General features: G+C 61.4%; 21 protein-coding genes and 3 pseudogenes. 13 read left to right on the forward strand and 11 right to left on the reverse strand.

What is annotated here, in order from left to right; genetic code table 11:
- Positions 1-10: 10 nt before the first annotated feature.
- Both ACTV8E_RS12325 and ACTV8E_RS12330 read right to left on the reverse strand, forming a co-directional pair.
- Positions 11-448 (reverse strand): DUF6306 domain-containing protein, encoded by a 438-nt coding sequence (locus ACTV8E_RS12325; RefSeq protein WP_273534953.1) that lies wholly within the window; start codon positions 446-448, stop codon positions 11-13.
- Positions 449-463: 15 nt separating this feature from the next.
- Positions 464-1,462, reverse strand: a complete 999-nt coding sequence (locus tag ACTV8E_RS12330; protein WP_443199680.1) for an NAD(P)H-dependent flavin oxidoreductase — start codon at positions 1,460-1,462, stop codon at positions 464-466.
- Between the two features lie 362 nt (positions 1,463-1,824).
- On the opposite strand from ACTV8E_RS12330, the gene ccoN (ACTV8E_RS12335) reads away from it, so the two are divergent.
- From ccoN (ACTV8E_RS12335) to ACTV8E_RS12345, 3 genes are all read left to right on the forward strand, one after another.
- Entirely contained in the window at positions 1,825-3,261 is a 1,437-nt protein-coding gene (gene ccoN, locus ACTV8E_RS12335) for a cytochrome-c oxidase, cbb3-type subunit I (RefSeq protein ID WP_443199681.1), read from the forward strand.
- Positions 3,262-3,265: 4 nt separating this feature from the next.
- Entirely contained in the window at positions 3,266-3,472 is a 207-nt protein-coding gene (locus ACTV8E_RS12340) for a hypothetical protein (protein WP_251836293.1), read from the forward strand.
- A gap of 105 nt (positions 3,473-3,577) precedes the next feature.
- Positions 3,578-4,762, forward strand: coding sequence for an HPP family protein (locus tag ACTV8E_RS12345; RefSeq protein ID WP_443199682.1), 1,185 nt, complete (start codon positions 3,578-3,580; stop codon positions 4,760-4,762).
- Position 4,763: 1 nt separating this feature from the next.
- Here ACTV8E_RS12345 and ACTV8E_RS12350 read toward each other — a convergent pair whose 3' ends face one another.
- The 4 genes and pseudogenes from ACTV8E_RS12350 to ACTV8E_RS12365 form a co-directional block, all read right to left on the reverse strand.
- Positions 4,764-5,627 (reverse strand): LysR family transcriptional regulator, encoded by an 864-nt coding sequence (locus ACTV8E_RS12350; protein ID WP_251836295.1) that lies wholly within the window; start codon positions 5,625-5,627, stop codon positions 4,764-4,766.
- Positions 5,628-5,776: 149 nt separating this feature from the next.
- Complete coding sequence (locus ACTV8E_RS12355; RefSeq protein ID WP_443199695.1) at positions 5,777-6,838, reverse strand: methyl-accepting chemotaxis protein; 1,062 nt, start codon at positions 6,836-6,838, stop codon at positions 5,777-5,779.
- 30 nt (positions 6,839-6,868) lie between these two features.
- Positions 6,869-7,402, reverse strand: a pseudogene (locus ACTV8E_RS12360) (MCP four helix bundle domain-containing protein); the annotation flags it as partial.
- A 92-nt stretch (positions 7,403-7,494) separates the two neighbouring features.
- Complete coding sequence (locus ACTV8E_RS12365) at positions 7,495-8,469, reverse strand: amidohydrolase family protein (protein WP_443199696.1); 975 nt, start codon at positions 8,467-8,469, stop codon at positions 7,495-7,497.
- Positions 8,470-8,647: 178 nt separating this feature from the next.
- On the opposite strand from ACTV8E_RS12365, the gene ACTV8E_RS12370 reads away from it, so the two are divergent.
- Positions 8,648-9,577: an AEC family transporter gene (locus ACTV8E_RS12370; RefSeq protein WP_443199683.1), complete on the forward strand. Its 930-nt coding sequence runs from the start codon at positions 8,648-8,650 to the stop codon at positions 9,575-9,577.
- 76 nt (positions 9,578-9,653) lie between these two features.
- On the opposite strand, the pseudogene ACTV8E_RS12375 reads toward ACTV8E_RS12370, so the two are convergent.
- A pseudogene (locus tag ACTV8E_RS12375) lies at positions 9,654-11,361 on the reverse strand (DEAD/DEAH box helicase).
- Positions 11,362-11,827: 466 nt separating this feature from the next.
- Between ACTV8E_RS12375 and ppnP the strand changes: the two are divergent.
- Together ppnP and ACTV8E_RS12385 are read left to right on the forward strand one after the other, a co-directional pair.
- Positions 11,828-12,109, forward strand: coding sequence for a pyrimidine/purine nucleoside phosphorylase (ppnP, locus tag ACTV8E_RS12380; RefSeq protein ID WP_251836299.1), 282 nt, complete (start codon positions 11,828-11,830; stop codon positions 12,107-12,109).
- A gap of 135 nt (positions 12,110-12,244) precedes the next feature.
- Positions 12,245-12,424, forward strand: a complete 180-nt coding sequence (locus tag ACTV8E_RS12385) for a PA1571 family protein (protein WP_273534945.1) — start codon at positions 12,245-12,247, stop codon at positions 12,422-12,424.
- 140 nt (positions 12,425-12,564) lie between these two features.
- Here ACTV8E_RS12385 and pdxB read toward each other — a convergent pair whose 3' ends face one another.
- Complete coding sequence (gene pdxB, locus ACTV8E_RS12390) at positions 12,565-13,710, reverse strand: 4-phosphoerythronate dehydrogenase PdxB (RefSeq protein ID WP_443199684.1); 1,146 nt, start codon at positions 13,708-13,710, stop codon at positions 12,565-12,567.
- 157 nt (positions 13,711-13,867) lie between these two features.
- Here pdxB and ACTV8E_RS12395 point away from each other — a divergent pair, with 157 nt between their 5' ends.
- On the forward strand, positions 13,868-15,280 hold the full coding sequence (locus ACTV8E_RS12395) for an MATE family efflux transporter (protein ID WP_443199685.1): 1,413 nt from the start codon (positions 13,868-13,870) through the stop codon (positions 15,278-15,280).
- 35 nt (positions 15,281-15,315) lie between these two features.
- On the opposite strand, the gene tusA is transcribed toward ACTV8E_RS12395, so the two are convergent.
- Positions 15,316-15,558, reverse strand: coding sequence for a sulfurtransferase TusA (tusA, locus tag ACTV8E_RS12400; RefSeq protein WP_251836303.1), 243 nt, complete (start codon positions 15,556-15,558; stop codon positions 15,316-15,318).
- Between the two features lie 70 nt (positions 15,559-15,628).
- Here tusA and ACTV8E_RS12405 point away from each other — a divergent pair, with 70 nt between their 5' ends.
- Positions 15,629-15,802: a hypothetical protein gene (locus tag ACTV8E_RS12405; RefSeq protein WP_443199686.1), complete on the forward strand. Its 174-nt coding sequence runs from the start codon at positions 15,629-15,631 to the stop codon at positions 15,800-15,802.
- Here the strand turns inward: ACTV8E_RS12405 and rlmM are convergent.
- Positions 15,777-16,826 (reverse strand): 23S rRNA (cytidine(2498)-2'-O)-methyltransferase RlmM, encoded by a 1,050-nt coding sequence (gene rlmM, locus ACTV8E_RS12410; RefSeq protein ID WP_443199687.1) that lies wholly within the window; start codon positions 16,824-16,826, stop codon positions 15,777-15,779. The two genes, ACTV8E_RS12405 and rlmM, sit on opposite strands and share 26 nt — an antisense overlap.
- Before the next feature lie 120 nt (positions 16,827-16,946).
- On the opposite strand from rlmM, the gene acnA reads away from it, so the two are divergent.
- The 3 genes and pseudogenes from acnA (at position 16,947) to ACTV8E_RS12425 (ending at position 21,340) form a co-directional block, all read left to right on the forward strand.
- Positions 16,947-19,622, forward strand: coding sequence for an aconitate hydratase AcnA (gene acnA, locus ACTV8E_RS12415; protein ID WP_443199688.1), 2,676 nt, complete (start codon positions 16,947-16,949; stop codon positions 19,620-19,622).
- Positions 19,623-19,771: 149 nt separating this feature from the next.
- A pseudogene (locus ACTV8E_RS12420) lies at positions 19,772-20,095 on the forward strand (PAS domain-containing protein); the annotation flags it as partial.
- A gap of 171 nt (positions 20,096-20,266) precedes the next feature.
- Positions 20,267-21,340, forward strand: a complete 1,074-nt coding sequence (locus tag ACTV8E_RS12425) for a methyl-accepting chemotaxis protein (protein ID WP_443199697.1) — start codon at positions 20,267-20,269, stop codon at positions 21,338-21,340.
- Here ACTV8E_RS12425 and ACTV8E_RS12430 read toward each other — a convergent pair.
- Positions 21,330-22,049, reverse strand: a complete 720-nt coding sequence (locus ACTV8E_RS12430) for an alpha/beta family hydrolase (protein WP_443199689.1) — start codon at positions 22,047-22,049, stop codon at positions 21,330-21,332. The two genes, ACTV8E_RS12425 and ACTV8E_RS12430, sit on opposite strands and share 11 nt — an antisense overlap.
- Before the next feature lie 92 nt (positions 22,050-22,141).
- On the opposite strand from ACTV8E_RS12430, the gene ccoN (ACTV8E_RS12435) reads away from it, so the two are divergent.
- The gene (gene ccoN / locus ACTV8E_RS12435; protein ID WP_443199690.1) at positions 22,142-23,581 is read left to right on the forward strand and encodes a cytochrome-c oxidase, cbb3-type subunit I; all 1,440 of its coding nucleotides are present in this window, start codon (positions 22,142-22,144) and stop codon (positions 23,579-23,581) included.
- On the forward strand, positions 23,581-23,816 hold a 236-nt coding region (locus tag ACTV8E_RS12440), incomplete at its 3' end, for a cbb3-type cytochrome c oxidase subunit II (protein WP_443199691.1). The genes ccoN (ACTV8E_RS12435) and ACTV8E_RS12440, both read left to right, overlap by 1 nt.

Here is a 23,816-nt window from a genome sequence, read left to right on the forward strand (position 1 = left end):
ACAGGAGTAGTTACCGCAGTTGCTCGAGCTGGGCCGCATAGTCGTCGCTATTTATTTCATGCGTATCCAGCACGGCTTGCAACTCCTGACGAATCTGCGGATGGGTAATCTCCACCAGCAACGCCTCCACTTTGCGAATGACCCATTTCTGCCCGCGATCTACCAGGGCCAGGCGTTCGCCCAGATCAGCAATCGCCATGCATTTCTCATAGAAAGCACCCCGTTCCCGGCTCGGCTCGGCGCCCAGCAGCAGCACACAATCGCGCAACCGCCTGCAGCTGTCTGCCTCACCGCGATGCACCTGCTGCAGCACGCTGCGCTGTCGGTCTTTAGTGGCTTCCTTGAGGCTGGCGGCGGCGACCTGCGCACCGGCCCGCTCCGCGCTCAGCAATTCATTGAGTGCCTCGATCAACGTGTCACGCTCGATTCCCAGCGTTTGCGTCTGCATAACCTGCTCCTTGTGTCAGAACTGGTCAAAACGCCCCAGTACACATTCAGCTTGATGAACCAGTTGCTCCAGTCGCTCGGCGGCGCTGCAGATCTGGTGAATCTGCCCACAGGATTGGCCAGCATAAATCGGCATATCAGCCAATTTTCCTTGGGCACCCTTCAAGGGTGAATCGGTGGAGAACAGGTGGACCGGCTGGCCGTCCTGCTCACCGATCACAGGTGTTTCCCGCTTGGCGTACAAGACATCGTATTCGCCACGGGTTACCGCGTTGGGCAGTACCCGCACCGGCGCAGTCATCGGCCAATTGCGAAAGAAACGCTCGCTGAGCACGGTGTCCTCAGCGCCCGCCTTCACCAGCTGCTGCTTGTGGTAGTCGTGGGCATTGGCCTCATGGGTGGCCAGGAATGCCGAACCGCAGCACACTCCCTGGGCACCCAGCGCCAAGGCGGCCACCAGCGCCTCGCCACTGGCGATCCCGCCACAGGCCACAACGGGAACCGAGCTAAAGCTAACGATTTCACCCAGCAACGCCAAGCTGCCCGTCGTGCCCCAAACATGCCCGCCGGCCTCGCTGCCCTGCGCGATCAGCGCATCCACGCCAGCCTCCAAGGCCTGTTCGGCATGGGCCCGAGCGGCAATCTGTTGCATGACCAGAACACCCTCGGCCTTGAGGAGGCGAATCAAGGCACTGTCTACATCCCAGAACAGCACGACGGCCGGCACCTTCAGCTCCAGGCAGGCGTGCACCTGGGCGCGCAGCAGCTCGGCCGGTGTCGCGGCGGGAATCAAGTTGACTGCAAAAGGCCGTTCGCTGAGCTGGCGATAGGCAGCCACTTCTGCGCGGATTCGGGCGACTGGCTCGCGCACCATACCCAGACAACCGAAGCCGCCGGCGTTACTGACGGCGGCCGCCAATTGATGACGAGCCACGCCGCCCATTCCGGCGCACAAGACAGGCACGTCACAGCCCAATAGATCAATCAGGGCAGTGTGCAAGGCAGGATGGCTCATATCGCTCAGGCTTCATGAGTGGGCAGGCAGTCATCCTAACCGTCAGTCAGGCACAGGTGACAATGAAATTTACTGCTGCTTAAGTTCAGATTTATTGCATCGCCCCTGCTAGACCATCCCGCGGTAGAGGGTACTAACAGGACATTTAAACGTTTGTATCAAAAATAATGAACTAATCGCTCATTATTATTAGTTTGTTGCGGCACTCCGGGAAGCTCAGACTTACCACCCCGCCAAACAGACACTCTCGACGAGTGCATTGACGCTTACGATCCACCGAGGTCCCCCGTAGAGGAGATCCACGGACCGGGAGCGAGCGGCGAACCTTGCATCCCCCCCTTGCGTGCATCTGGTATTTTCCCATGTTCAAAGAGACTCCACTTGATTCAGCGGACACCTACAACTATACGGTGGTCCGCCAGTTCACTCTGATGACTCTGATCTGGGGCATCGTCGGTATGGGCATGGGCGTATTCATCGCCGCCCAGTTGGTATGGCCGCAACTCAACTTCGACCTGTCGTGGACCAGTTTCGGTCGCCTGCGCCCCATTCATACCAATCTGGTGATCTTTGCCTTTGGCGGCAGTGCGCTGTTCGCCACCTCGTTCTATGTGGTGCAGCGCACCAGCAACGTACGATTGGTATCGGACAGCCTGGCCCGGTTGGTATTCTGGGGCTGGCAAGCAGCCATTCTGGCCATGCTGGTTACTTATCCATTGGGTTACACCACCTCCAAGGAATACGCGGAAATGGAGTGGCCTATCGCCTTGTTGGTCACGGTGGTCTGGCTCGCCTACGCCTATTTATTCTTTGCCACCATTGCCCGACGCCGGGTCAAGCACATCTATGTCGGCAATTGGTTTTATGGCGCCTTCATCGTGGTGACCGCGATGGTGCACATCGTCAACCATGTGCTTATTCCGGTGACTGCGCTTAAGTCCTATCCGCTGTACTCTGGCGCCACCGATGCGATGATTCAGTGGTGGTATGGCCACAGCGTGGTTGGCTTCATTCTCTCGGTCGGCTTTCTGGGAATGATGTACTACTTCGTGCCCAAGCAGGCCGAGCGCCCGATCTATTCCTACCGCCTGTCCATCGTGCACTTCTGGGCGATCATCTCGCTGTACATCTGGGCCGGCCCGCACCATCTGCACTACACCGCGCTCCCGGACTGGGCGCAGTCCCTGGGCATGGTGATGTCGATCATCCTGCTGGCGCCCAGCTGGGGCGGCATGATCAACGGTATGATGACCCTGTCGGGCGCCTGGCATAAGCTGCGCACCGACCCGATCCTGCGTTTCCTGGTCGTGTCCCTGGCGTTCTACGGCATGTCCACCTTCGAAGGTCCGATGATGGCCATCAAGACCGTCAACGCCCTGTCCCACTACACCGACTGGACCATCGGCCACGTACACGCCGGCGCCCTCGGCTGGGTGGCGATGATCAGCATCGGCACGCTGTATCACATGATCCCCCGCCTCTGGGGCCGTGAACGCATGCACAGCGTGGCATCGATCAATACCCACTTCTGGCTGGCCACCATCGGCACCGTGTTGTACATCGCCTCCATGTGGGTCAACGGCATCACGCAGGGCCTGATGTGGCGCGCAGTCAACCAAGACGGTACCCTCACCTATTCCTTCGTTGAAGCGTTGGAAGCCAGCCATTTCGGTTACCTGGTCCGCCTCGGCGGCGGCGGGATCTTCGCCTCAGGTATGCTGCTGATGGCCTGGAATACCTGGAAAACCGTCCGCACCAGCGAACGCGCCCCGTCGTCGCTCGTCGCCGCAGTGAGCTAAGCCCATGTGGTCGCTGATTTTTCTCACTGGCATGCTGATGTACTGCGCAGCTCTTAGCCTGTTGCGCCTGTCGGGTCACGATGAAGAGCAAGCCGCGTTGCTGCCCTTCGCCGACGATCCCGAGGCGGCCCGACTGATGACTGCCGAGACCGGGAGAATCTGCGAGCGGGTGGAATCCCACCCGCAGGCCGACGGGCATTTCGACGCCTAAAAGAGGCCTCGCAACGCCTCTCCTTAGGAGTTTCCGGCACGCTCCACGCACCGCCTTTTCAGGGCACCTCGGTGCCCTCTGTGTTTTATTTCTTACTTAGTGACCATGACTCGACCCACTTCTTCGCTACGCACCTGGCTCGGCGGTTTTCTTCCGGCCCCCACCACAACCCGCCCACGTGAATGGCTGCGCGCCTCCTTAGGCGCAGCACTGGCCATCCTGTGCAGCGCTGAAATCTGTCGCCAGTTGTTCGGCGAGGCGATCACCCTGCAACTGATCGGGCCGCTGGGCGCCTCGGCGATTTTGCTGTTTGCGGTGTCATCTGGTGCCCTGGCACAGCCCTGGTCCATCGTTGGCAGTTATCTGACGGCCTCGCTGGTCGCCAGCGTGACCGTGCATGTGGCCGGCCAAACCCTGTATGCCGCAAGCCTTGCGATTGGCGCATCGTTGCTGCTGATGTACCTGCTGCGCTGCCTGCATCCGCCAGGTGGCGCGGTGGCACTGTGCGTAACGCTGGGCAGCCCCGCTAGCGAGCAGACCTTTTTTGCGCTGCTGCCCGTGCTGGTGAACGCCGCGTGCCTGCTCTCCTGCGCATTGCTGTACAACAACCTGACCCGGGTGCGTTATCCCAAGGCGCCCACGGTGGCTGCCGACCTGCACCACACCTTGGACCCCGACCCACAAACCCGCGCGGGCATTTCCAGTGAAGACCTGCAGCAGGCACTGGAGGACTTTGGCGAATTCGTCGACGTCACCCGCGAGGATCTCGAAGAGATCATGCGCAGCACACAGCGTCACGCGCTGCGGCGCAGCATGGGTGAAATCCGCGTGAGCCAGATCATGTCCCGCGATTTGCGCTGCGGCACGGTGAACACCACCGTCGACCAGGCACTGGCCACGCTCAAGCAGCACCGCTTGCGCAACCTGCCGGTGCTGGACGAGGCCGGACATCTGGCTGGCATCATCAGCATCGTCGACCTGATCGGAAAATCCTCAGGCAGCGGCCGTTTCAGTTTGCTGGGCCGGCTGAGACGCCGACGGGAAACGCTGCTGGGCGAAGTGATGAGCAGCCCGGTGACCACCATCGACAGCAATGCACACGTTGTCGAGCTGATTCCATTGCTGTCCGGCCAGGGCCTGCATTGCCTGCCGGTACTGGAACAGGGACGCCTGGTGGGCATGCTTACCCAGACCGACCTGATTGCCGGCTTGCAGCAGCACCTGTTGCGTAACCTGGACTTTCGCTTTCCGTTGGAAAGCGACCACAGGCAGAAACTAGCAAGCGCCTGAACTAAATGACCGGGTCCCAGCGCTGGGACCAGTCCTGGTCGCGCTGCACCACCTCTCGGAGGACTCGCAGGGCCTGCTGCAACACGTCCGAGTCGCGCTCGCGCGAATACACCAGCCAAGTGGGATAACTGAACTCTGGCGCGGCGGGAACCCGCGCCAGTACGCCACTCTCCAGATAGCTCTCCACCACCCGGCGGCGAAAATAGCCTGAGCCGCCACTGTCGAGGATGTACTGCAAGGCCAACGGGCCAAGATTGAAACTGATCGCCGCCCTGGCCTTGTCCGGCAAGGCCGCATTGTGCTGGTGTCGAAAGCCTTCGCCCCAGTCGACATACACATAAGGCTCCGGCATCGCCGGCTGGCACACCTGGATCAGTTTTTCCTCCAGGATCTGCTCGACCTGCAACTCTGGCCAATAGGCCGGCTGGTAAACCAGCGCAGCGTCCAGCATGCCCTGCTCGATCTGTCGCAACAGGGTCGGGCCATCGGCTATTTCAGCGCGAGTCGCATGGGAAGGAATCGCCGTGCGCAACGCGCGCACCCAGTCGAGCATCAACGGATTACACAGACTGATTTCGCCCCCCACCCGCAGGATGGTGTGAAACCCCTGGGGCAACGGCAAGTCTCGCTGGGCGGCTTCCCAGGTTTGCACCAGTTGCCTGGCATAGACAATGAACTTGTCGCCATTGGCGGTCAGGCGGGCACCTGCCCGATTGCGTACGAACAGCGTGCAGCCTAGATGGCTCTCAAGTTTCTGCACCCGCGCAGTGATAGCCGTCTGGGTGACGTGCAAACGCTCGGCGGCAGCGATGAAGCTGCCACAGCGGGCAATTTCAATGAAGGTACGGGCAAGCTCAATATCCATTCATACCCCAGGCGCAGAAAGAACGCGCCATTGTAGGCGAGCCTCCTTCTGCGGGGTGAGTCGAATGGCGATGTGGCCCAAGTCTGGAACGGCCAACGGGTTGGCCGGTTTCCGGCACGCCTTATTCAACCAAAGGCGCACCGGTCAGTTTACAACCGGAAACGTGTCACCAGACCATTGAGGTCCACGGCCAGGCGCGAAAGCTCTTGGCTGGCAGCGCTGGTCTGATTGGCGCCCGCGGCGCTTTGCAGTGACAGATCGCGGATATTCACCAGGTTGCGGTCCACCTCCCGCGCCACATGGGCCTGCTCTTCGGCGGCGCTGGCGATCACCAGGTTGCGCTCGTTAATGCCCATGATGGCCGAGGCAATGCGCTCCAGCGCTGCGCCGGCAGCCTGGGCCACTTCCAGACTGCCACGCGCACGCTGGGTGCTGTTCTGCATGGAACTGACCGCCTGGTCGGTTTCGGCATGGATACCCCCGATCATCTGTTCGATTTCCTGGGTGGACTGTTGGGTACGGTGTGCCAAAGCACGCACCTCGTCGGCCACCACCGCAAAACCCCGCCCGTGTTCGCCGGCCCGTGCAGCCTCGATGGCCGCATTGAGCGCCAGCAGGTTGGTCTGGTCGGCAATGGAACGAATTACTTCGAGCACCTGAGCGATGTCTCGCACATTGGCGGCCAGCTTCTCCACCTGGCTGGCGGTGCCGTTCACATCGGCGGCCAGTTGACCGATCGAATCCACCGTCTGCAGCACCTGCTCGCGACCCTGCAGCGCCGTGGTATTGGTTTCGCTGGAGGCTTCAGAGGTGCTAACCGCATTGCGCGCTACCTCCTCTACCGCGCTGGTCATTTCGTTGACAGCGGTAGCCGCCTGCTCGATCTGCTCGTTCTGCTGGTGCAGGCCGCGTGAAGAGTCTTCGGTAACAGCGTTGAGCTCTTCTGCGGCAGAAGCCAGCTGATTGGACGAATCGGAAATCTGTTGCACAGTCGCGCGCAGCTTTTCCTGCATGGTCTGCAGCGCCTGCAGCAGGCGGGCGGGCTCGTCACGTCCCTCTACTTGAATGCTTTGGCTCAGGTCGCCATCAGCAACGCTGCCAGCCACACGCACGGCCTGGTTAAGGGGCTGGACGATGCTGCGGGTAAACAACACGGCAAGCAACACGGTGAGCAAAGCGGCCACTATGATCGCCACAATCACGCCCAGCACCGCGCTTTCGTAGACTTCGGTGGAATAGTTAGCCGCGGCTCTGGCGCCTTGAACATTCATTGTTCTCAGGCTGTCTAGCGCCGAAGTAATGGCATCGGCGTGATTGTTGATCACGCCAGCACCCACTACAGCGGCGCCCTGGACGTCGCCTACCTGCAAACGGGCGATGATTTTCTGCTGCTCGCCGAAATATCTTTGCTGGGCATCCTGAAATCGCGCGAAAGCAGCCTGCTCATTTGGCGAAGAAATGAGGTCATCGAACGTTGCCTGCAGAACATCCAATCCACTGCGAATCTCCTGTAACTGGGCCAGCGTCGTGCGTGTGGTAGCGTCATCACGCTGAACCGACAGACGCAACGTCAACGTCCGGATGCGCTGCATGGACTGCTCCAGTTCACCCAGGGTCACAACGCTCGGCAACCAGAGCTCGTCCACTTCTTTGGCCTGAGTGCGCATGCCCGCCATCTGATTGAGGGCATACAGCCCCATCAACAATACGATGAAGGCAATCAGCCCGAACCCTAGTGCGGCACGAGGGGCGATATTGAGATTTCGAAGCGACATGACAACGTCCTAAAATGATTCACGCCTAGATATCGACCGTGCCCAGCCAACCTGAAAGATAATGACCTACCGTTCGTCAGATGAATTATCAGTCACAGACCCTGTTTACCCGGGAGAATCGCCAGGAAATTATCCCGCGCCACCCGCTGCGCCACCTTGGCGGGCAATGCATCAAGGAACGGCTCGAAGGCTCTCAGGTGTTCCCCCAGATTGCCGAAGCTGCCCACCAAGTCGGAACCGAGCATGAAACGCTCGGGATAGCGCTCTACCAGCGCCAGCCAGTGCGGATCGGGCGTGCCCTCTTCGTCGAGCAAATAGGGCCGCAACAGGGTCCAGGACAGATCGATATACAGGTTGGGATAGTCCGCCAGCAGGCGCTCGAGTGTTGGCCTTAGAAAGGCCAGCTTTTCCTGGTGGCGGTGCAATTCCATGCTGGTGCCAGCGTGGGCCCAGATGAAACGCACATGGGGATGGTTGCGCAGAGGCGCTTCGATTTCCGCCAGGTACAGCGGATTGCGCTCGCGCTTGGAGGTGATATTGGAATGCACCATCACCGGTAAATCATACTCGGCAGCCAGGTGATAGATACGTGTCATCGCCTCGTTGTTGGCCCGGGGAATGTCTCCATAGGTCAAGGCGGTCAGATCGTCGTGGCGGGTGAAGACTTCTCCCAGGCCCTGCCAGAGGCCCGGGTCCAATTCCAGCATGCGCCGCACATGGGCATCGGCATTCTTGTCTGCCGGGTTGAACCCGGAGAGAAAAGGATGCACGCGGCGACGGCGCTCAGGCGGCAACTGCTTCACCGCGGCGGCAACCAGCACATCGGTGGCGCTGTACCAATAAACCCCCGCGTCATCCCCGGCGTAGTAACGCGGCCGTTTCGGCTCGTCTTCGTGCCATTTCTTCGCCACCGGAATACCGGCCAGCATCACATGCTCGGCCCCCGCCGCGTTCATCGCCTTGAACAGGCGGTCCATGCCCTCGCTCTCCTGGAAGAAATCCACATAGTGCAGATGGGCGTCGCTGTAGCGGTAGTCACGGGCCTGCATAGCGGCGCTGCAAGTCATCAGCCAGACGATCAATAACAGACGGAGCACAGGGCTTCTCCTAGGGGATTCGGGGAATAGACAGGGTGCCCAGGCTCCGGTTCGACCAAAACCGTGATGGCTCCGGCAGCATGGCAATTGGCCTTGTCTCCGCGGTCGGGTAGCCTGCAGCTTTCACTGTCAGGTCAATGCCGCCCCTATGTCCTCGGTCATCAATGTCATCCTGCCGATTTTTGCGCTGATTCTGATCGGCTATGTGTGCCGCAAAACCAACCGCCTCGGCCCGCACGCCGCCTCGGAAATCAACCGCTTCGTGGTTTGGCTGGCGCTGCCGGCACTGCTGTTCAGCGTCACGGCCAATTCCAGCTGGGAGAGTCTATGGCAACCAGGCTTTCTGCTCGCCTTCGGCGGAGGCAGCCTCGCGGTATTCATTTTGACTTTGCTCTATCGCCTCAAACGCTCCGCACCGTTGGCCGACGCCAATATCGATGGGCTCAGCGCGGCCTACGCCAATACCGGTTACGTCGGCATTCCGCTGTGCATTCTGGTGTTTGGCGAAGGCGGACTGGAGCCGGCGTTGATCGCCACCCTGGTGGTGGTCTGTGGACTTTTTGCGATCGCCGTGGTGGGCATTGAAGTGGCGCTGCAAGGCGAAAAATCCCTGGGCGCGGCGGTGCGCAAGGTCAGCCTGGCGCTGCTGAAGAATCCGCTGGTGATCTCGCCGATACTCGGCGCGCTCTGGGCCGCAGGCGGCCAGCCGCTGCCCCAGGCTTTGGCCGAACTGCTGCGCCTGCTCGGCGCGGCCACCACGCCCTGCGCACTGGTCTCACTGGGCCTGTTTCTAGCTCACGAGCAACGCGGGGACAGTGAAGGCAGCCTGGCTCTGACGGGCATGAAACTCATTATTCAGCCGCTGATTACCTGGTACGTTGCCTTTCAGCTGCTTGAACTGCCGTCCCTGTGGGCGCACGCCGCCCTGCTGCTCAGCGCCCTGCCCACCGGCACCGGCCCCTATATGCTGGCCGAGTACTACCAGCGCACCGCGACGCGGGTGTCCCGCGCCGTGCTGTATTCGACGCTGGGCTCGCTGGTCACCTTGTCGCTGTGCCTGTACTGGCTGGGTTATTGAAGGGTCCGTAACACCGTCAGCAGCAAATTCCCATAAAAAAACCCCGCAAATGCGGGGTTTTTCGTTCAGCCGAGGATCAATCCTCGCGATAGCGACGCAGCTTGAGAGCCTTGCCAGCAACGCGGGTGTCCTTGAGCTTACCGAGCAGACGGTCCAAACCGTCTTCCGGCAGTTCGATCAGGCTGAAGGTTTCGCGAATCTGGATGCGGCCGATGGCTTCGCGAGCCAGGCCACCTTCGTTGAGAATCGCGCCAAGCAGGTTCTTCGCGGCGATGCCGTCGCGGGTCCCCAGCGAGGTGCGGCAACGTGCGCGACCCTCAGTCAGCTGTACAGGAGCGCGACGCTCACGGTATTCGCTGCGCTCACTGCTGCGATCGCCATCACGTTCGCGACGTTCACGCGTTGCGGACGGCACCAGTGGCTGCTCGCTCTGCACTTCAGCCAGGCTCAGCGCCTGACCATTAGTGGCCTTGCGCAGCATGGCCGCGGCAAGAGCACGCGGACTGCAGTCGAGGTCAGCAACCAGGCGGTCAAACAGCTCGCCGTGACTGACTTCAGCATCAGCAATCAGCGGACGCAGGCTGTTGGTCAGTTTCTTGATACGTGCATCCAGCACCTGCTGCGCGTTGGGCAGCTGGGCTTCGACAACCTTCTGGCCGGTGACACGCTCAATGACCTGCAACATGCGACGCTCACGCGGGGTAACCAGCAGCAGCGCGCGACCTTCGCGACCGGCACGACCGGTACGACCGATACGGTGTACATAGGACTCCGGGTCGTAGGGCATGTCAACGTTGAGCACGTGAGTGATGCGCGGCACGTCAAGGCCACGGGCCGCCACGTCGGTGGCAACGACGATGTCCAGACGGCCATCCTTGAGCGAGTCGATGACGCGCTCACGCTGGTTCTGGGCGATATCGCCATTCAGCGCGGCAGCCTTGTAACCCTTGGCTTCCAGCGCGGCGGCTAGATCCAGAGTGGCTTGCTTGGTACGCACGAAGGCGATCAGCGCATCGAAGTCCTCGACTTCCAGCAGACGGCACACAGCCGAGATCTTCTGGTCGGCGTGAATCATCAGGTGCGCCTGATCAATGCGCGCCACGGTCTGGGTCTTGGCGGCGATCTTGATGTGCTTCGGCTCGCGCAAGTGCTTTTCGGCGATGGCACGGATCGAGTGCGGCAGAGTGGCGGAGAACAGCACGCTCTGACGGCTTTCCGGCATGGCCTCGAAGATCACCTCCAGGTCATCCATAAAGCCCAGCTTGAGCATTTCGTCGGCTTCGTCGAGCACCAGATACTGGATGGTCGAGAGCAGTTTGTCGTTACGGCTCAGGTGATCGACCAGACGGCCCGGCGTCGCCACCAGCACCTGAGCGCCTTGACGAATGGCCTTGAGCTGCGGGCCCATGGGCGCGCCGCCGTAGACGGCAACCACGCCGAGGCCGGGCATCTGGGTGGAATAGGTTTCAAACGCGGTGGCCACCTGCAGGGCCAGCTCGCGGGTCGGCGCGAGGATCAGCGCCTGGGGTTCACGCTTGGCCGGGTCGATCTTGGACAGGATCGGCAGGGCAAACGCGGCGGTCTTGCCGGTCCCGGTCTGCGCCTGGCCGATCATGTCGTGGCCTTCAAGGATCATCGGGATCGCTTGAGCCTGGATCGGAGACGGCTCTTCGTAGCCTGCGGCGATGACTGCAGCGAGAACGGAAGGATTAATACCGAGCGCGGCGAAGCCGACGGTTTCTTGGGTCATGGAGTTTGCCTCAAATGCATCCGCAAACACCCATGAGCCAAAGCTGCGCATGCCATGTACTGACCTTTTGGGTCACCCTGGCAGCCTTGTCGGCGAGGATTTGCGAGAACGCGTGATGATTATGAATGTAACGTCAAGGACGTCCGAAGGGCGGACATACAGCGGAAGCGGCGCTTCGTGGAATTGCCTACCTGAACGGGGCCGAATGATCGACCGGCGAGCACTATACCGGAAACGTTTACGCTTTGCGCCAGCTTTTTGGCTTTTGCACACAACATTTTACGTTTCTAACGCACCAGGTAGCCCGTGGGCAGCCAGTGATCGACTCTTGTTCAAGCACAGCCATTGCATTGCCGGTGCGAGCGCGGGATCTGATTTTAGTCATATCCATACGCTCTAACCCGTGACACACAAGCATATCGCAGCACTGTAAAGCAGATGACGCCGCACGGGCGGCTGGGCATACTGGCGAGCGTTTTTTACCTCAAGGAAGCCTTCCCATGTTCAAAGTCAACGAGTATTTCGACGGCACCGTCAAGTCCATCGCTTTCGGCCTGAATCAAGGCACCGCCACCATCGGCGTCATGGCCCCCGGCGAATACGAATTCGGCACCGGCAAGAGCGAGATCATGCACGTGGTCGCCGGCGCCCTGACCGTCAAGCTGCCGGGCAGCGACAGCTGGGAAACCTACCAGGCTGGTAGCCAGTTCAACGTACCAGCCGATAGCAAGTTCCAGCTGCGCGTCGCCGTGGACACTGCTTACCTGTGCGAATACCACTGAAATAGTAGCTCCGGGGTCGGCCATGCCCGCCCCGGCCGTTGCTGATAACTGTGACTTGCTGTCATGACAGCTTCATCTAAAGTTCCTAGTCTGTATCTGACGTCGATCGATGTGGAACACTGATAAGGAGCCGCCATGAATCCACAAACCAGCACCTCCCAGCGCCCGGATCTCGCTCTGGATCTGCAATCCGTCGCCTTTGGCGCCATCATCGACGAATTGGGGCGTGAAGTTCCGATCACCGAGTCGATGATCCAGCAAGCCTGTCGCGAACTCGACGAAAGCCAGCAACGACAACAGCCCCCAAAAGACTGAACTACCCAGCGTGACCCCTCCAGGTCACCCGCGAAATGATCAAGGCCGGCAGCCTCATAGGTGCCGGCCTTTTCGTATATTCCTATGAATCGCGCCGCCGCGCCCAACCGCAGCCAATGTGGGCCTCGCCCGTTCAGGTATCAGAGCAGTTCTGCCCCCAAGGCCCTCACCAGTCCAGCCAGTTCTGGCGCATCGCCTTGCAGCCGAACCTGCAGCCCGTCGATTTCACGGCGAGGTGGATAATGTTTGCGCAACGCATCGAATCCCAGCCGCCGAGCCTGTGCGTTCCCCACCAACGAGCGACGGAAACTCGCATCGTCGCGCCGTGGGTCATAAACCACACGACACAGCGCAGCCAGTGCCCACTCCAGATCCGCACCCGCCTGCAAGCTCAGCTGCGGCAACCAGGCAGGCGGCAGCAAGGTTTCCAGACTCACCGTGGGCGCCACGCCCAGATGCTCACAGAACGCGCGGTAAATCTGCGCGGTGCCGCGCGCCTTGCCTTCCAGGCTGTAACCGGCGATATGCGGCGTAGCGATACGGCAACGCTGAGCCAGAACGACATCCACCTGCGGCTCACCCTCCCAGACATCCAGCACCGCCTCCAGATCGGGGCGTTGCTGCAGCACGTCAAGCAGCGCCGCGTTATCGACCACCTCGCCACGGCTGGCGTTGATCAGCCAGGCGCCGGGCTTGAGACGCGCGAGCTGTTCAACACCAAACAGATGACGGGTTGGCCACTGCCCCTCGCCGGTCAGCGGCGTATGCAGGCTGATCACATCGCACTCCGCCAAAATGGTTGGCAAGTCGACAAAGTCACCCCCCTCTTCACGCGCTGCCCGGGGCGGATCGCAGACCAGCACGCGCCACCCCAGACCACGCAGCACCTCGACCAGCCGCCCGCCCACCTGCCCGGCGCCGACCACGCCGTAGCAGCGCTCGCTTAACGGCACGCCCTGCGCCTCGGCCAGCGCCAGCAGGCTGCCGAGAACATAATCCACCACACCGCGCGCATTGCAGCCTGGCGCGCTGGCCCAGGCAATGTCGGCGTCCGCCAGGTAATCCAGATCCAGGTGATCGGTGCCAATGGTGCAGGTGCCGACAAAACGCACTGGACTGCCCGCCAGCAACCGAGCATCGACCTGGGTTACCGAACGCACCAGCAGCACATCGGCACGAGCCAACGCCTCGGCCGTGAAGGCGCGTCCCGGCTGGCGCTGGATGCTGCCAAACGACGCGAAGAACGCCTCAACCAGAGGAATATTTTCATCGGCAAGAATATGCATGGCATGGGTCTCCGAAAACGAGGCCGACATTCTAGGCGCAAAACGCGACAGGCGTTGTCAGAGGTCATCGGCTCCCACGCTGCGGCGAAACCGCGCGCAGCTTCCTGCGGCACTCTCCAACGCGTAGAATCGGCGTTTTTCCGCAGTTTGCTCCCACATGCCCGCCCAGTCTCGCAGTACCCGAGTGCGTCGCGAAGTTCGTGCCCTGCTCACCCTCGCCACGCCGATTATCATTGCTCAGCTGTCCACTACCGCCATGGGCTTCGTCGACACGGTGATGGCCGGTCGCGTCAGCCCCCATGACCTGGCTGCCGTGGCGCTGGGCAATTCGATCTGGATGCCGGTCTTTCTGCTGATGACCGGTATTCTGCTGGCCACCACGCCCAAAGTGGCGCGGCGCTTCGGCGCCGGCCAGGAGGCCGAGATCGGCCCGCTGGTGCGCCAGGCACTGTGGCTGGGGCTGTCGATCGGCTGCGCAGCCGCCGTATTGTTGTGGAACGCCGAGCCGGTTTTGCACTGGATGAACGTGGAGGCCGAACTGGTCGAGTTATCCATGGGCTACCTGCGCGGGGTGGCCTGCGGCTTCCCCTTTGTGGCCCTGTATCACGTGCTGCGCTGCTTCAGTGATGCCCTAGGGCATACCCGCCCGAGCATGGTGATAGGCCTGCTGGGCCTTCTACTGAACATTCCCCTCAACTACATCTTCATCTACGGCAAGCTCGGCGTGCCGGCCATGGGCGGAGTGGGCTGCGGCTGGGCCACGGCCATCGTCATGGCCGCCATGCTGTTGGGCATGCTCGTCTGGGTGAAGTGGGCACCGTATTACAAATCCTGCGGGCTGTTCCTGCGCTTCGACCGCCCCCATTGGCCGAGCATTCGCCGCTTGCTGACCATTGGTGTACCCATTGGCATCGCGGTATTCGCCGAAGCGAGCATCTTCTCGGTAATCGCCCTGCTGATTGGCAGCCTGGGTGCCAGCGTGGTGGCCGGGCATCAGATCGCCCTGAACATTTCGTCGATGATTTTCATGGTGCCCTACTCCCTGGGCATGGCGGTAACCGTTCGGGTCGGCCAGGCCCTGGGGCGTCAGGAGCCTCGCGAAGCACGCTTCTCAGCAGGCGTAGGGATTGCCGTGGCGCTGTGCTACGCCTGTTTCTCCTGCAGCCTGGTGTTGCTGTTTACCGAGGAAATCGCGCGCATCTATACCCCTGACCCGGCCGTACTCGCCGTGGCCACCTCGTTGCTGATTTATGCTGCGCTGTTCCAGTTCTCCGACAGCATCCAGGTCACTTCTGCTGGCGCGCTGCGCGGCTATCAGGATACCCGCGCGACCATGCTGATTACCCTGTTCTGCTACTGGGGCATTGGCTTGAGCATGGGCTACAGCCTGGGGCTCACCGATATCTGGGGCGAGCCCAGCGGTCCGCGCGGGCTTTGGCAGGGGCTGATCATCGGCCTGAGCTGCGCCGCGCTACTGCTTGGTTGGCGCTTGGCACGCAGCGCGCGACGAGTGATTCGCGAGGCTCGGAGCAAGGGAGAGGCAAAAGCCGCCATGCTGAGCGCCCAATAAGCGCCCAGGTCGGTGGCTCGGCGCACCACGCCCTTTCAGTCCACCTTCTTGCGAATCCAATACAGGTACTGGCCGTCCTGTTCTGCCTGCTCCAGCAGCTCATGACCGAGGAACACGCAGAACTTGGGAATGTCGCGGCGAGTGGACGGGTCGGTGGCGATCACCTTGAGCAGGTCACCGCCGTGCAGATCGCGCACCTTGTTGTGCAGCATCATCACCGGTTCCGGGCAATTGAGCCCGCTGGCGTCGAGAATGGCGTCGGGTTGCAAAGAAGTCATGGGCTACTCCAGAAACAGGCCGCTATTGTGGCGCAAAGCCCGTTGCGAGCCCAGACAGGAAAGCAACGCCATGGACACATCCTGGTGCGTCAAACGCCTGGACGACAACGGCAACGAATTCGTCCTGCAAGCCAACCTGAGCCGCGAACAGGCTGAGCGCCTTGCTCGCGACTACCAGTCACGCGGCCACAAACAGAGCTACTGGGCGTGCCGACAGGTTACAAACGGCGCAGGTGGCAGGTAACCTCCTCGCGGTCGTGATACAGCTGCTTGCACGCGATGGAGACTTTCACACCACGCGCCTTGAGCCCCTCCGCAATGCGCGCCAGCAGGCGCTGCACTTCCACGTAACGCTGCTTCATGGGCAACTTTAAATTCACCACCGCCTCGCGGCACCGCCCTTCGCCGATCCAGGTTTCCAGCAAGGCGGCATTACGCGCCGGCTTCTCGACGATATCGCAGACCATCCAATCCACCGGATGGCGCGGCTTGAACTGAAAGCCATCGGCCTGCAAATGTTCGACCAGGCCGCTGTCCATCAGGCTCTCGTCCATCGGACCATTGTCCACGGCGATGACACTCATCTGCCGCTTGACCAGTTGCCAGGTCCAACCGCCCGGCGCGGCGCCCAGGTCCACGGCCGTCATCTCAGAAGACAAGCGCTCCGGCCATTGCTCGTGCGGAATGAACTGGTGCCAGGCTTCTTCCAGCTTGAGGGTCGAACGGCTCGGTGCTTCGCGAGGAAATTTCAGACGCGGAATGCCCATGGGCCAGAGGGCTGCATTTCCCGCCTCGGCCAGCCCCACGAAGACTTCCCGCCCGCTCTTGAACGTCAGCTGCAGGCGCGGCTTGCGCGCATCCTCGACCAGCCGACCAGACTTGCTCAAGGCCTTGCGCAATGGCCCTTCGAACCGCTTGCAGAAGGTCGACAATTCCTTGCCGTCGTTGGTGTCCAGCACCTCCAGCCACAGGCTGCCGCACACCGGGTAGGCAATCAGATAATCCAATAACACACTGATGCGGTCGCTTTCCGGCAATTGCAGCCAGCTACCGCGCGCCCACTGGCGGGCAAAGATCAGGTCAGAAAAACGCAGTTTGCGCATCAGGCGCTCGCTGTCACCGTTGCCCTGGCAGATAAACTCGGTAAAGCCGCCGCCCGCCTTGCCCTTGGCATAACATGGGACTTCCAGACGGGCGGCGTGGTGGGAGATTTCAGCGCAGACCTCGCCCTCGAAACCGGGGCGGCAATGGAAAAGCAGGGTATTCATGGAATGTCTCCTTGGAGGGGAGCGCATGATAAAACGGCAGGGGAACCCTTGACGCGCACTTCCGGTCAAGTGCAGAGCAAGCCTGTCGACAGTGTCGCCACCCAGCCAGGAGCCCTCCTCATGCCGTCAAAGGACAGCCTGAACTGCCGCCGCAGCCTTGAAATCAGCGGCCAGACCTATCACTACTTCAGCTTGCCGGAAGCGTCAAAAAGCCTGGGCGATATCAGCCGCCTGCCCCTTTCGCTCAAGGTCTTGCTGGAAAACCTGCTGCGCTGGGAAGACGGAACGACCGTACAGGCCGAGGATTGCCAGGCCATCGCCGACTGGTTGCAACGTCGCTGCTCGGACCATGAGATTGGCTACCGCCCAGCCCGCGTGCTGATGCAGGATTTCACCGGTGTACCCGCCATCGTCGATCTGGCCGCCATGCGCGATGCCATGGCCAAGGCCGGCGCCGACCCGCAGCGCATCAATCCGCTAACCCCAGTGGACCTGGTCATCGACCACTCGGTGATGGTCGATCGCTTCGCCGATCCCAGCGCCTTCGCCGACAACGTCGCCATCGAAATGCAACGCAATGCCGAGCGCTATGCCTTCCTGCGCTGGGGCCAGCAGGCCTTCGCCAATTTCCGCGTGGTGCCGCCCGGCACTGGCATCTGCCACCAGGTCAATCTCGAATACCTGGCCCAGGTAGTGTGGACCCGTGAAGAAGAGGGCCTGACGTACGCCTACCCCGACACCCTGGTCGGCACCGACTCGCATACCACCATGGTCAACGGCCTCGGCGTGCTTGGCTGGGGCGTGGGCGGTATCGAGGCCGAAGCCGCCATGCTCGGCCAGCCGGTGTCGATGCTGATTCCTGAAGTGGTCGGTTTCCGCCTCACCGGCCAATTGCGCGAAGGCGTAACGGCAACCGACCTGGTACTGACCGTCACCCAGCAGTTGCGCAAGCACGGGGTAGTGGGCAAGTTCGTCGAATTCTACGGCCCTGGCCTGGATAGCCTGCCCCTGGCCGATCGCGCCACCATTGCCAACATGGCACCGGAATACGGTGCCACCTGCGGCTTTTTCCCGGTGGACCAGATCACCCTCGACTACCTGCGCCTCTCTGGTCGCGACGAACAGCGCATCGCCCTGGTTGAGGCCTATTGCAAAGCCCAGGGTCTGTGGCGCGATGCAACGGCTCCGGAACCGCTGTTCAGCGAAGCACTGAGACTCGAACTGGACAGCGTGCAACCCTCGCTGGCCGGCCCCAAACGACCGCAAGATCGTGTGTCGCTTCCCGACATTGGCCGCAACTTCGATTTGCTATTGGAAACCAGCGGGCGTATCCGGCAAGCCGAAAGTGCCTTCCCCGTCGCGGGTGAAGAGTTCGCCCTCAAACACGGCTCAGTGGTGATCGCGGCGATCACGTCCTGCACCAACACCTCCAACCCCAGCGTGTTGATGGCTGCCGGCCTGGTGGCGAAAAAAGCCGTCGAACGCGGCCTGCAACGCAAACCCTGGGTCAAATCCTCGCTGGCACCCGGCTCCAAGGTGGTCACCGACTACCTGGACAAGGCGGGCCTGACGCCCTACCTGAACAGCCTGGGTTTCAACCTGGTAGGCTACGGCTGCACCACCTGCATCGGCAACTCCGGACCGCTGGACGAGCCGATTGGCCAAGCGATCATCGACAACGACCTGATTGTTTCCTCGGTACTGTCCGGCAACCGCAACTTCGAAGGCCGCGTGCACCCGATGGTCAAGGCCAACTGGCTGGCCTCGCCCCCGCTGGTGGTGGCCTTTGCGCTGGCCGGGACCACGCGCATCGACATGACCCAGGAACCGCTAGGCTTCGATCCACAGGGCCAGCCGGTGTTCCTGCGCGACCTCTGGCCCAGCAATGCCGAAGTCGCCTCCGCAGTCAGCGCCGTGGACGGCGCCATGTTCCGCAAGCAATACGCCGACGTGTTCAGCGGCGATGCCCACTGGCAGTCCATGCCAGTGAGCGGCGGCGCCACCTACCAATGGGCTGCCGATTCCACCTACGTGCAGAATCCGCCGTATTTCACCGAAATTGGCCAGCCCGCCCGCGAACCGACGGATATCCTCGGCGCGCGCATCCTGGCCCTGTTCGGCGATTCGATCACCACCGACCATATTTCGCCAGCTGGCAATATCAAGGCCAGCTCTCCTGCCGGGCTTTACCTGCAATCCTTGGGCGTTCCGCCACAGGACTTCAACTCCTATGGCTCCCGGCGCGGCAACCATGAGGTCATGATGCGCGGCACCTTCGCCAACATCCGCATCAAGAACGAAATGCTCGGCGGGGAGGAAGGCGGCAATACCCTGCTGCAACCTGGTGGGGAAAAACTGTCGATCTACGACGCCGCCATGCGCTACCAGACTCAGGGCACACCGCTGGTGGTGATTGCCGGCCAGGAATACGGCACCGGCTCATCGCGCGACTGGGCGGCCAAAGGAACTACGCTGCTCGGCATCAAGGCCGTGATCGCCGAAAGCTACGAACGCATTCACCGCTCCAACCTGATCGGCATGGGCGTGCTGGCCCTTCAGTTTGTCGAGGGGCAAAATCGCCACAGCCTGGGCCTGAGCGGCCGGGAAACCCTCAATATCCGCGGGCTCTCCGCGCACCTGGAGCCGCACCAGCAACTGACTGTTGAAGTCCTGCGCGAGGATGGCACGCAGAGCAACTTCCCGGTGCTATGCCGCATCGACACCGCCAACGAAGCCCGCTTCTTCATGGCGGGCGGCATTCTTCATTTTGTCTTGCGTGAATTACTGGCACATTGACGAATTACCCGCCGCTAGCACATAGCCATTATCAAGAAAAATGATTTTGGACAAATGGCTCATTTTTTTTTGCGTCTGGCCGATTTAATAATGACGTCAACTTCTTGCTCCAGCCCATCCGGGAGGAGCCGCCACACGGATACCTACCCATGCGCAACAATCAGCCCATCACTCAGCATGAGCGGAGTTTTCCTGCGCATCAGCGACTGATCTCCACCACCGACCTCAAAGGTCAGATCACCTACTGTAATGATCACTTCATGCACATCAGCGGGTTCACCCGCGAAGAGCTGCTGCGGGCACCGCACAACCTGGTACGCCACCCGGATGTTCCGGCCGCGGTATTCGAGCACATGTGGGCAACCCTGAAAAAAGGCGAGCCGTGGATGGGCATCGTCAAGAACCGTTGCAAGAATGGCGATTTTTACTGGGTCAATGCCTACGTTGTTCCCGTCCTGGTTGATGGCCAGACGATTGGTTACGAGTCGGTACGCGTCAAGCCCACAAGCGAACAGATCCAGCGTGCCGAAGCCCTCTATCAGCGCATCAACGCCGGCAAGCCGCCGGTGCCGCGCCGTGATCGCTGGCTGCCGGTTTTGCTCAACTGGCTGCCGTTCATTCTGGTCAGCCAGATCGGCTTTGCCGTGGGCGCGCAGCTAAACAGTTTCTGGGGGTTTGCGGTCGCCGCCGTGCTCAGCGTTCCCCTGGGCTTGATCGGTTTGCGCTGGCAGACCCGTGGCCTGCGTAGACTGCTGCATCTAGGCCAGCAGCAAAGCATGGCCGACCCCTTGATCGCCCAGATGTATACCGACAGCCGAGGAGTGCAAGGGCGCATCGAACTGGCCATGCTCAGCCAGGAAGCCCACTTGAAAACCTGCCTGACCCGCTTGCAGGACAACGCCGAGCGGCTCACCCGCCAAGCGCTGCAAGCCGACGGGCTGGCCAACAGCAGCTCAGCGGGGTTGAAGCGCCAACGTCAGGAAACCGAAGCCGTCGCGGCCTCGATCCACCTGCTGAGCAGCGCCACTCAGGAAGTTGCACGCAGCATTGGCCACACGGCGACCGCCACTCAGCAAGCCAACGCCTTGGCCAACGAAGGCCGCGCGATTGCTGCGCATGCCAGCCAGACCATTGAGCAGCTGTCCAAAGCTGTGGGGGAATCCAGCACCACCGTCGCCCGACTGGCCGATGACAGCACCGAAATCGGCGGCATGGTGGATGTCATCAAGGGCATCGCCGACCAGACCAACCTGTTGGCGCTCAACGCCGCCATCGAGGCCGCCCGTGCTGGCGAGATGGGACGCGGCTTCGCCGTGGTGGCCGATGAGGTTCGCTCGCTGGCCAAGCGCACCAGTGACTCCACCGAGCATATTCACCAATTGATCGTGAAATTGCAGAGCAATGCGGCGGCCGCGGTTTCTGCCATGGAAAACGGCCGACACCAGGCGGATGCCAGCGTCAGTGAGGTGCTCAAGGCCGATCAGGCGCTGGTGGGCATTGGCGATGCCGTTCACAGCATTTCCACCATGGCCAGCCAGATCGCAACCGCGGCCGAGCAGCAAAGCTCCGTGGCGGAAGAAATCAACCGCACCATCGACACCATCGCCCAGCTTGCCGAGCAGACCACCACCGAGGCCAACAACACGGCGCTGCTCAGCGAAGCGCTGACCAAGACCGCCCAAGGGCAGCATGCGCTGGTGGAGCGCTTCAATCGTTAAAAAAACCCGCAGCAGTGGCAGGGACGAGAAACTCGGCAATCGCCTCGGCACTGCTCTGCAGATGCTGTGTATGGGTGAAACCTGAGCGTTTCAACGGCTTGAGGTCATGGTCGGCAGCGGCGAGCCACTCGATGCGGATCGTCGCCGCCAACCGGTAATTCGCCACTTCGTCACGCGAACCCAGCGCGTCGCGCTCGCCCTGTAAAATCAGCGTCGGCGTACGCAGTTCGGCCAGGTGTTCCACGCGGGTTTTCTCCGGCTTGCCGGCGGCGTGGAAGGGATAACCCAGGCAGATCAGCGCGTCGGCCCGCAGCTCATCGGCGAGCATGCTGGCCATGCGTCCGCCCATGGATTTGCCGCCAATGGCCAGCGGCCCCGTGACCTGTTGCCGCACCCGGGCATACACCTGCCGCCAGTGATCGAGCAACTGCCCTTGCGAATTAGGCGGTCGGCGCGTGCCGTCCACCCTGCGCGCCGCCATATAGGAAAACTCGAAGCGCACCACGGCTACCCCGCAGGCCACAAGGCGTTCAGCCATTTCGTTCATGAACGGGCTGTCCATCGGCGCGCCCGCGCCATGGGCCAGAATAAGCGTGCACAGCGTCTCGGCGGCAGGCCGCGACCAGCACAGACTTTCCTCTCCCGCTTGCCCCTGCCCCTTCTGTGGACATTGACCCGGATCAATATCGGCCATTGTGCCTTTCACCATCCTTACCGCGCTGCAAAAGCTGACGAATCCGGGCTTCTCCGGTCAAGACAGCGCGCAGCTATCTGCCCAAAACCGTGGATGGAAGCCCATACATGAACACAGCAACCAGTACCGCCTATAACTATAAGGTGGTCCGCCAATTCGCCATCATGACGGTGGTGTGGGGCATCGTCGGGATGCTCGTCGGCGTTCTCATCGCCGCCCAATTGGCTTGGCCACTTCTCAACTTCGACCTCCCCTGGACCAGCTTCGGACGCCTGCGTCCGCTGCACACCAATGCGGTGATCTTCGCCTTTGGCGGTTGCGCCCTGTTCGCCACCTCCTATTACTCGGTGCAGCGTACCTGCCAGACCACCCTGTTCGCCCCCAAACTGGCGGCGTTCACCTTCTGGGGCTGGCAACTGGTGATTGTGCTGGCGGCGATTACCCTGCCGCTGGGCCTGACCACCTCGAAAGAATACGCCGAGCTGGAATGGCCGATCGATATCCTGATCGCCGTCGTCTGGGTCAGCTACGCCATCGTGTTCTTCGGAACGCTGCTCAAGCGTAACGTTAAACACCTGTATGTCGGCAACTGGTTCTTCGGCGCCTTCATCCTTGTGGTGGCGATGCTGCACATCGTCAACAACCTGGAAATCCCGGTTACCTGGAGCAAATCCTACTCCCTGTACTCCGGCGCCACCGACGCCATGGTGCAATGGTGGTACGGGCACAACGCCGTGGGCTTCTTTCTGACCACCGCGTTCCTGGGCATGATGTACTACTTCGTGCCCAAGCAGGCCCAGCGTCCGGTCTACTCCTATCGCCTGTCCATCGTGCACTTCTGGGCGCTGATCACCCTGTATATCTGGGCCGGTCCGCACCACTTGCACTACACCGCGCTGCCGGACTGGGCTCAATCCCTGGGCATGGTGATGTCAATCATCCTGCTGGCGCCCAGCTGGGGCGGCATGATCAACGGCATGATGACCCTGTCGGGCGCCTGGCATAAGCTGCGCACCGACCCGATCCTGCGCTTTTTGGTGGTGTCCCTGGCGTTCTACGGCATGTCGACCTTCGAAGGTCCGATGATGTCGATCAAGACCGTAAACGCCCTGTCCCACTACACCGACTGGACCATCGGCCACGTGCACGCCGGCGCCCTCGGCTGGGTGGCGATGATTTCCATCGGCTCCCTGTACCACCTGATCCCGAAAGTGTTCGGCCGCGACGAGATGCACAGCATCCCACTGATCAACGCCCACTTCTGGCTCTCCACCATCGGCACCGTGCTGTACATCGCCTCCATGTGGGTCAACGGCATCGCCCAGGGCCTGATGTGGCGCGCAGTGAACGAAGACGGCACCCTCACCTACTCCTTCGCCGAAACCCTGGTGGCCAGCCACCCAGGCTTTGTGGTGCGGGTAATCGGTGGTGCCCTGTTCTTCTCCGGCATGCTGCTGATGGCCTGGAACACCTGGAAAACCGTCCGTGCAGCCAAGCCTGAAGACGTTGCCGCTGCCGCGAAGTACACGGTCGAAGGAGCCCATTAATGAAATCGCACGAGAAACTCGAGAAGAACATCGGTCTGCTGACCCTGTTCATGATCCTCGCCGTGAGCATCGGCGGCCTGACCCAGATCGTCCCGCTGTTCTTCCAGGACGTGGTCAACGAGCCGGTGGAAGGCATGAAGCCTTACACCGCGCTGCAACTGGAAGGTCGCGACCTGTACATCCGTGAAGGCTGCGTCGGCTGCCACTCGCAGATGATCCGTCCGTTCCGTGCTGA

Origin of the sequence: Pseudomonas sp. B392_1p (assembly GCF_052245235.1) — a bacterium.
GTDB lineage: Bacteria > Pseudomonadota > Gammaproteobacteria > Pseudomonadales > Pseudomonadaceae > Serpens > Serpens gallinarum.

Coding starts and splice junctions, on each gene's coding strand:
- ACTV8E_RS12345 (WP_443199682.1), top strand. CDS start 3,578: ATGACTCGACCCACTTCTTCGCTACGCACCTGGCTCGGCGGTTTTCTT.
- ccoN (WP_443199690.1), top strand. CDS start 22,142: ATGAACACAGCAACCAGTACCGCCTATAACTATAAGGTGGTCCGCCAA.
- pdxB (WP_443199684.1), bottom strand. CDS start 13,710: ATGCATATTCTTGCCGATGAAAATATTCCTCTGGTTGAGGCGTTCTTC.
- ACTV8E_RS12325 (WP_273534953.1), bottom strand. CDS start 448: ATGCAGACGCAAACGCTGGGAATCGAGCGTGACACGTTGATCGAGGCA.
- ACTV8E_RS12405 (WP_443199686.1), top strand. CDS start 15,629: ATGGACACATCCTGGTGCGTCAAACGCCTGGACGACAACGGCAACGAA.
- ACTV8E_RS12385 (WP_273534945.1), top strand. CDS start 12,245: ATGAATCCACAAACCAGCACCTCCCAGCGCCCGGATCTCGCTCTGGAT.
- ACTV8E_RS12395 (WP_443199685.1), top strand. CDS start 13,868: ATGCCCGCCCAGTCTCGCAGTACCCGAGTGCGTCGCGAAGTTCGTGCC.
- rlmM (WP_443199687.1), bottom strand. CDS start 16,826: ATGAATACCCTGCTTTTCCATTGCCGCCCCGGTTTCGAGGGCGAGGTC.
- ppnP (WP_251836299.1), top strand. CDS start 11,828: ATGTTCAAAGTCAACGAGTATTTCGACGGCACCGTCAAGTCCATCGCT.
- ACTV8E_RS12370 (WP_443199683.1), top strand. CDS start 8,648: ATGTCCTCGGTCATCAATGTCATCCTGCCGATTTTTGCGCTGATTCTG.
- acnA (WP_443199688.1), top strand. CDS start 16,947: ATGCCGTCAAAGGACAGCCTGAACTGCCGCCGCAGCCTTGAAATCAGC.
- ACTV8E_RS12340 (WP_251836293.1), top strand. CDS start 3,266: ATGTGGTCGCTGATTTTTCTCACTGGCATGCTGATGTACTGCGCAGCT.
- ccoN (WP_443199681.1), top strand. CDS start 1,825: ATGTTCAAAGAGACTCCACTTGATTCAGCGGACACCTACAACTATACG.
- ACTV8E_RS12365 (WP_443199696.1), bottom strand. CDS start 8,469: ATGACTTGCAGCGCCGCTATGCAGGCCCGTGACTACCGCTACAGCGAC.
- ACTV8E_RS12330 (WP_443199680.1), bottom strand. CDS start 1,462: ATGAGCCATCCTGCCTTGCACACTGCCCTGATTGATCTATTGGGCTGT.
- tusA (WP_251836303.1), bottom strand. CDS start 15,558: ATGACTTCTTTGCAACCCGACGCCATTCTCGACGCCAGCGGGCTCAAT.
- ACTV8E_RS12350 (WP_251836295.1), bottom strand. CDS start 5,627: ATGGATATTGAGCTTGCCCGTACCTTCATTGAAATTGCCCGCTGTGGC.
- ACTV8E_RS12430 (WP_443199689.1), bottom strand. CDS start 22,049: ATGGTGAAAGGCACAATGGCCGATATTGATCCGGGTCAATGTCCACAG.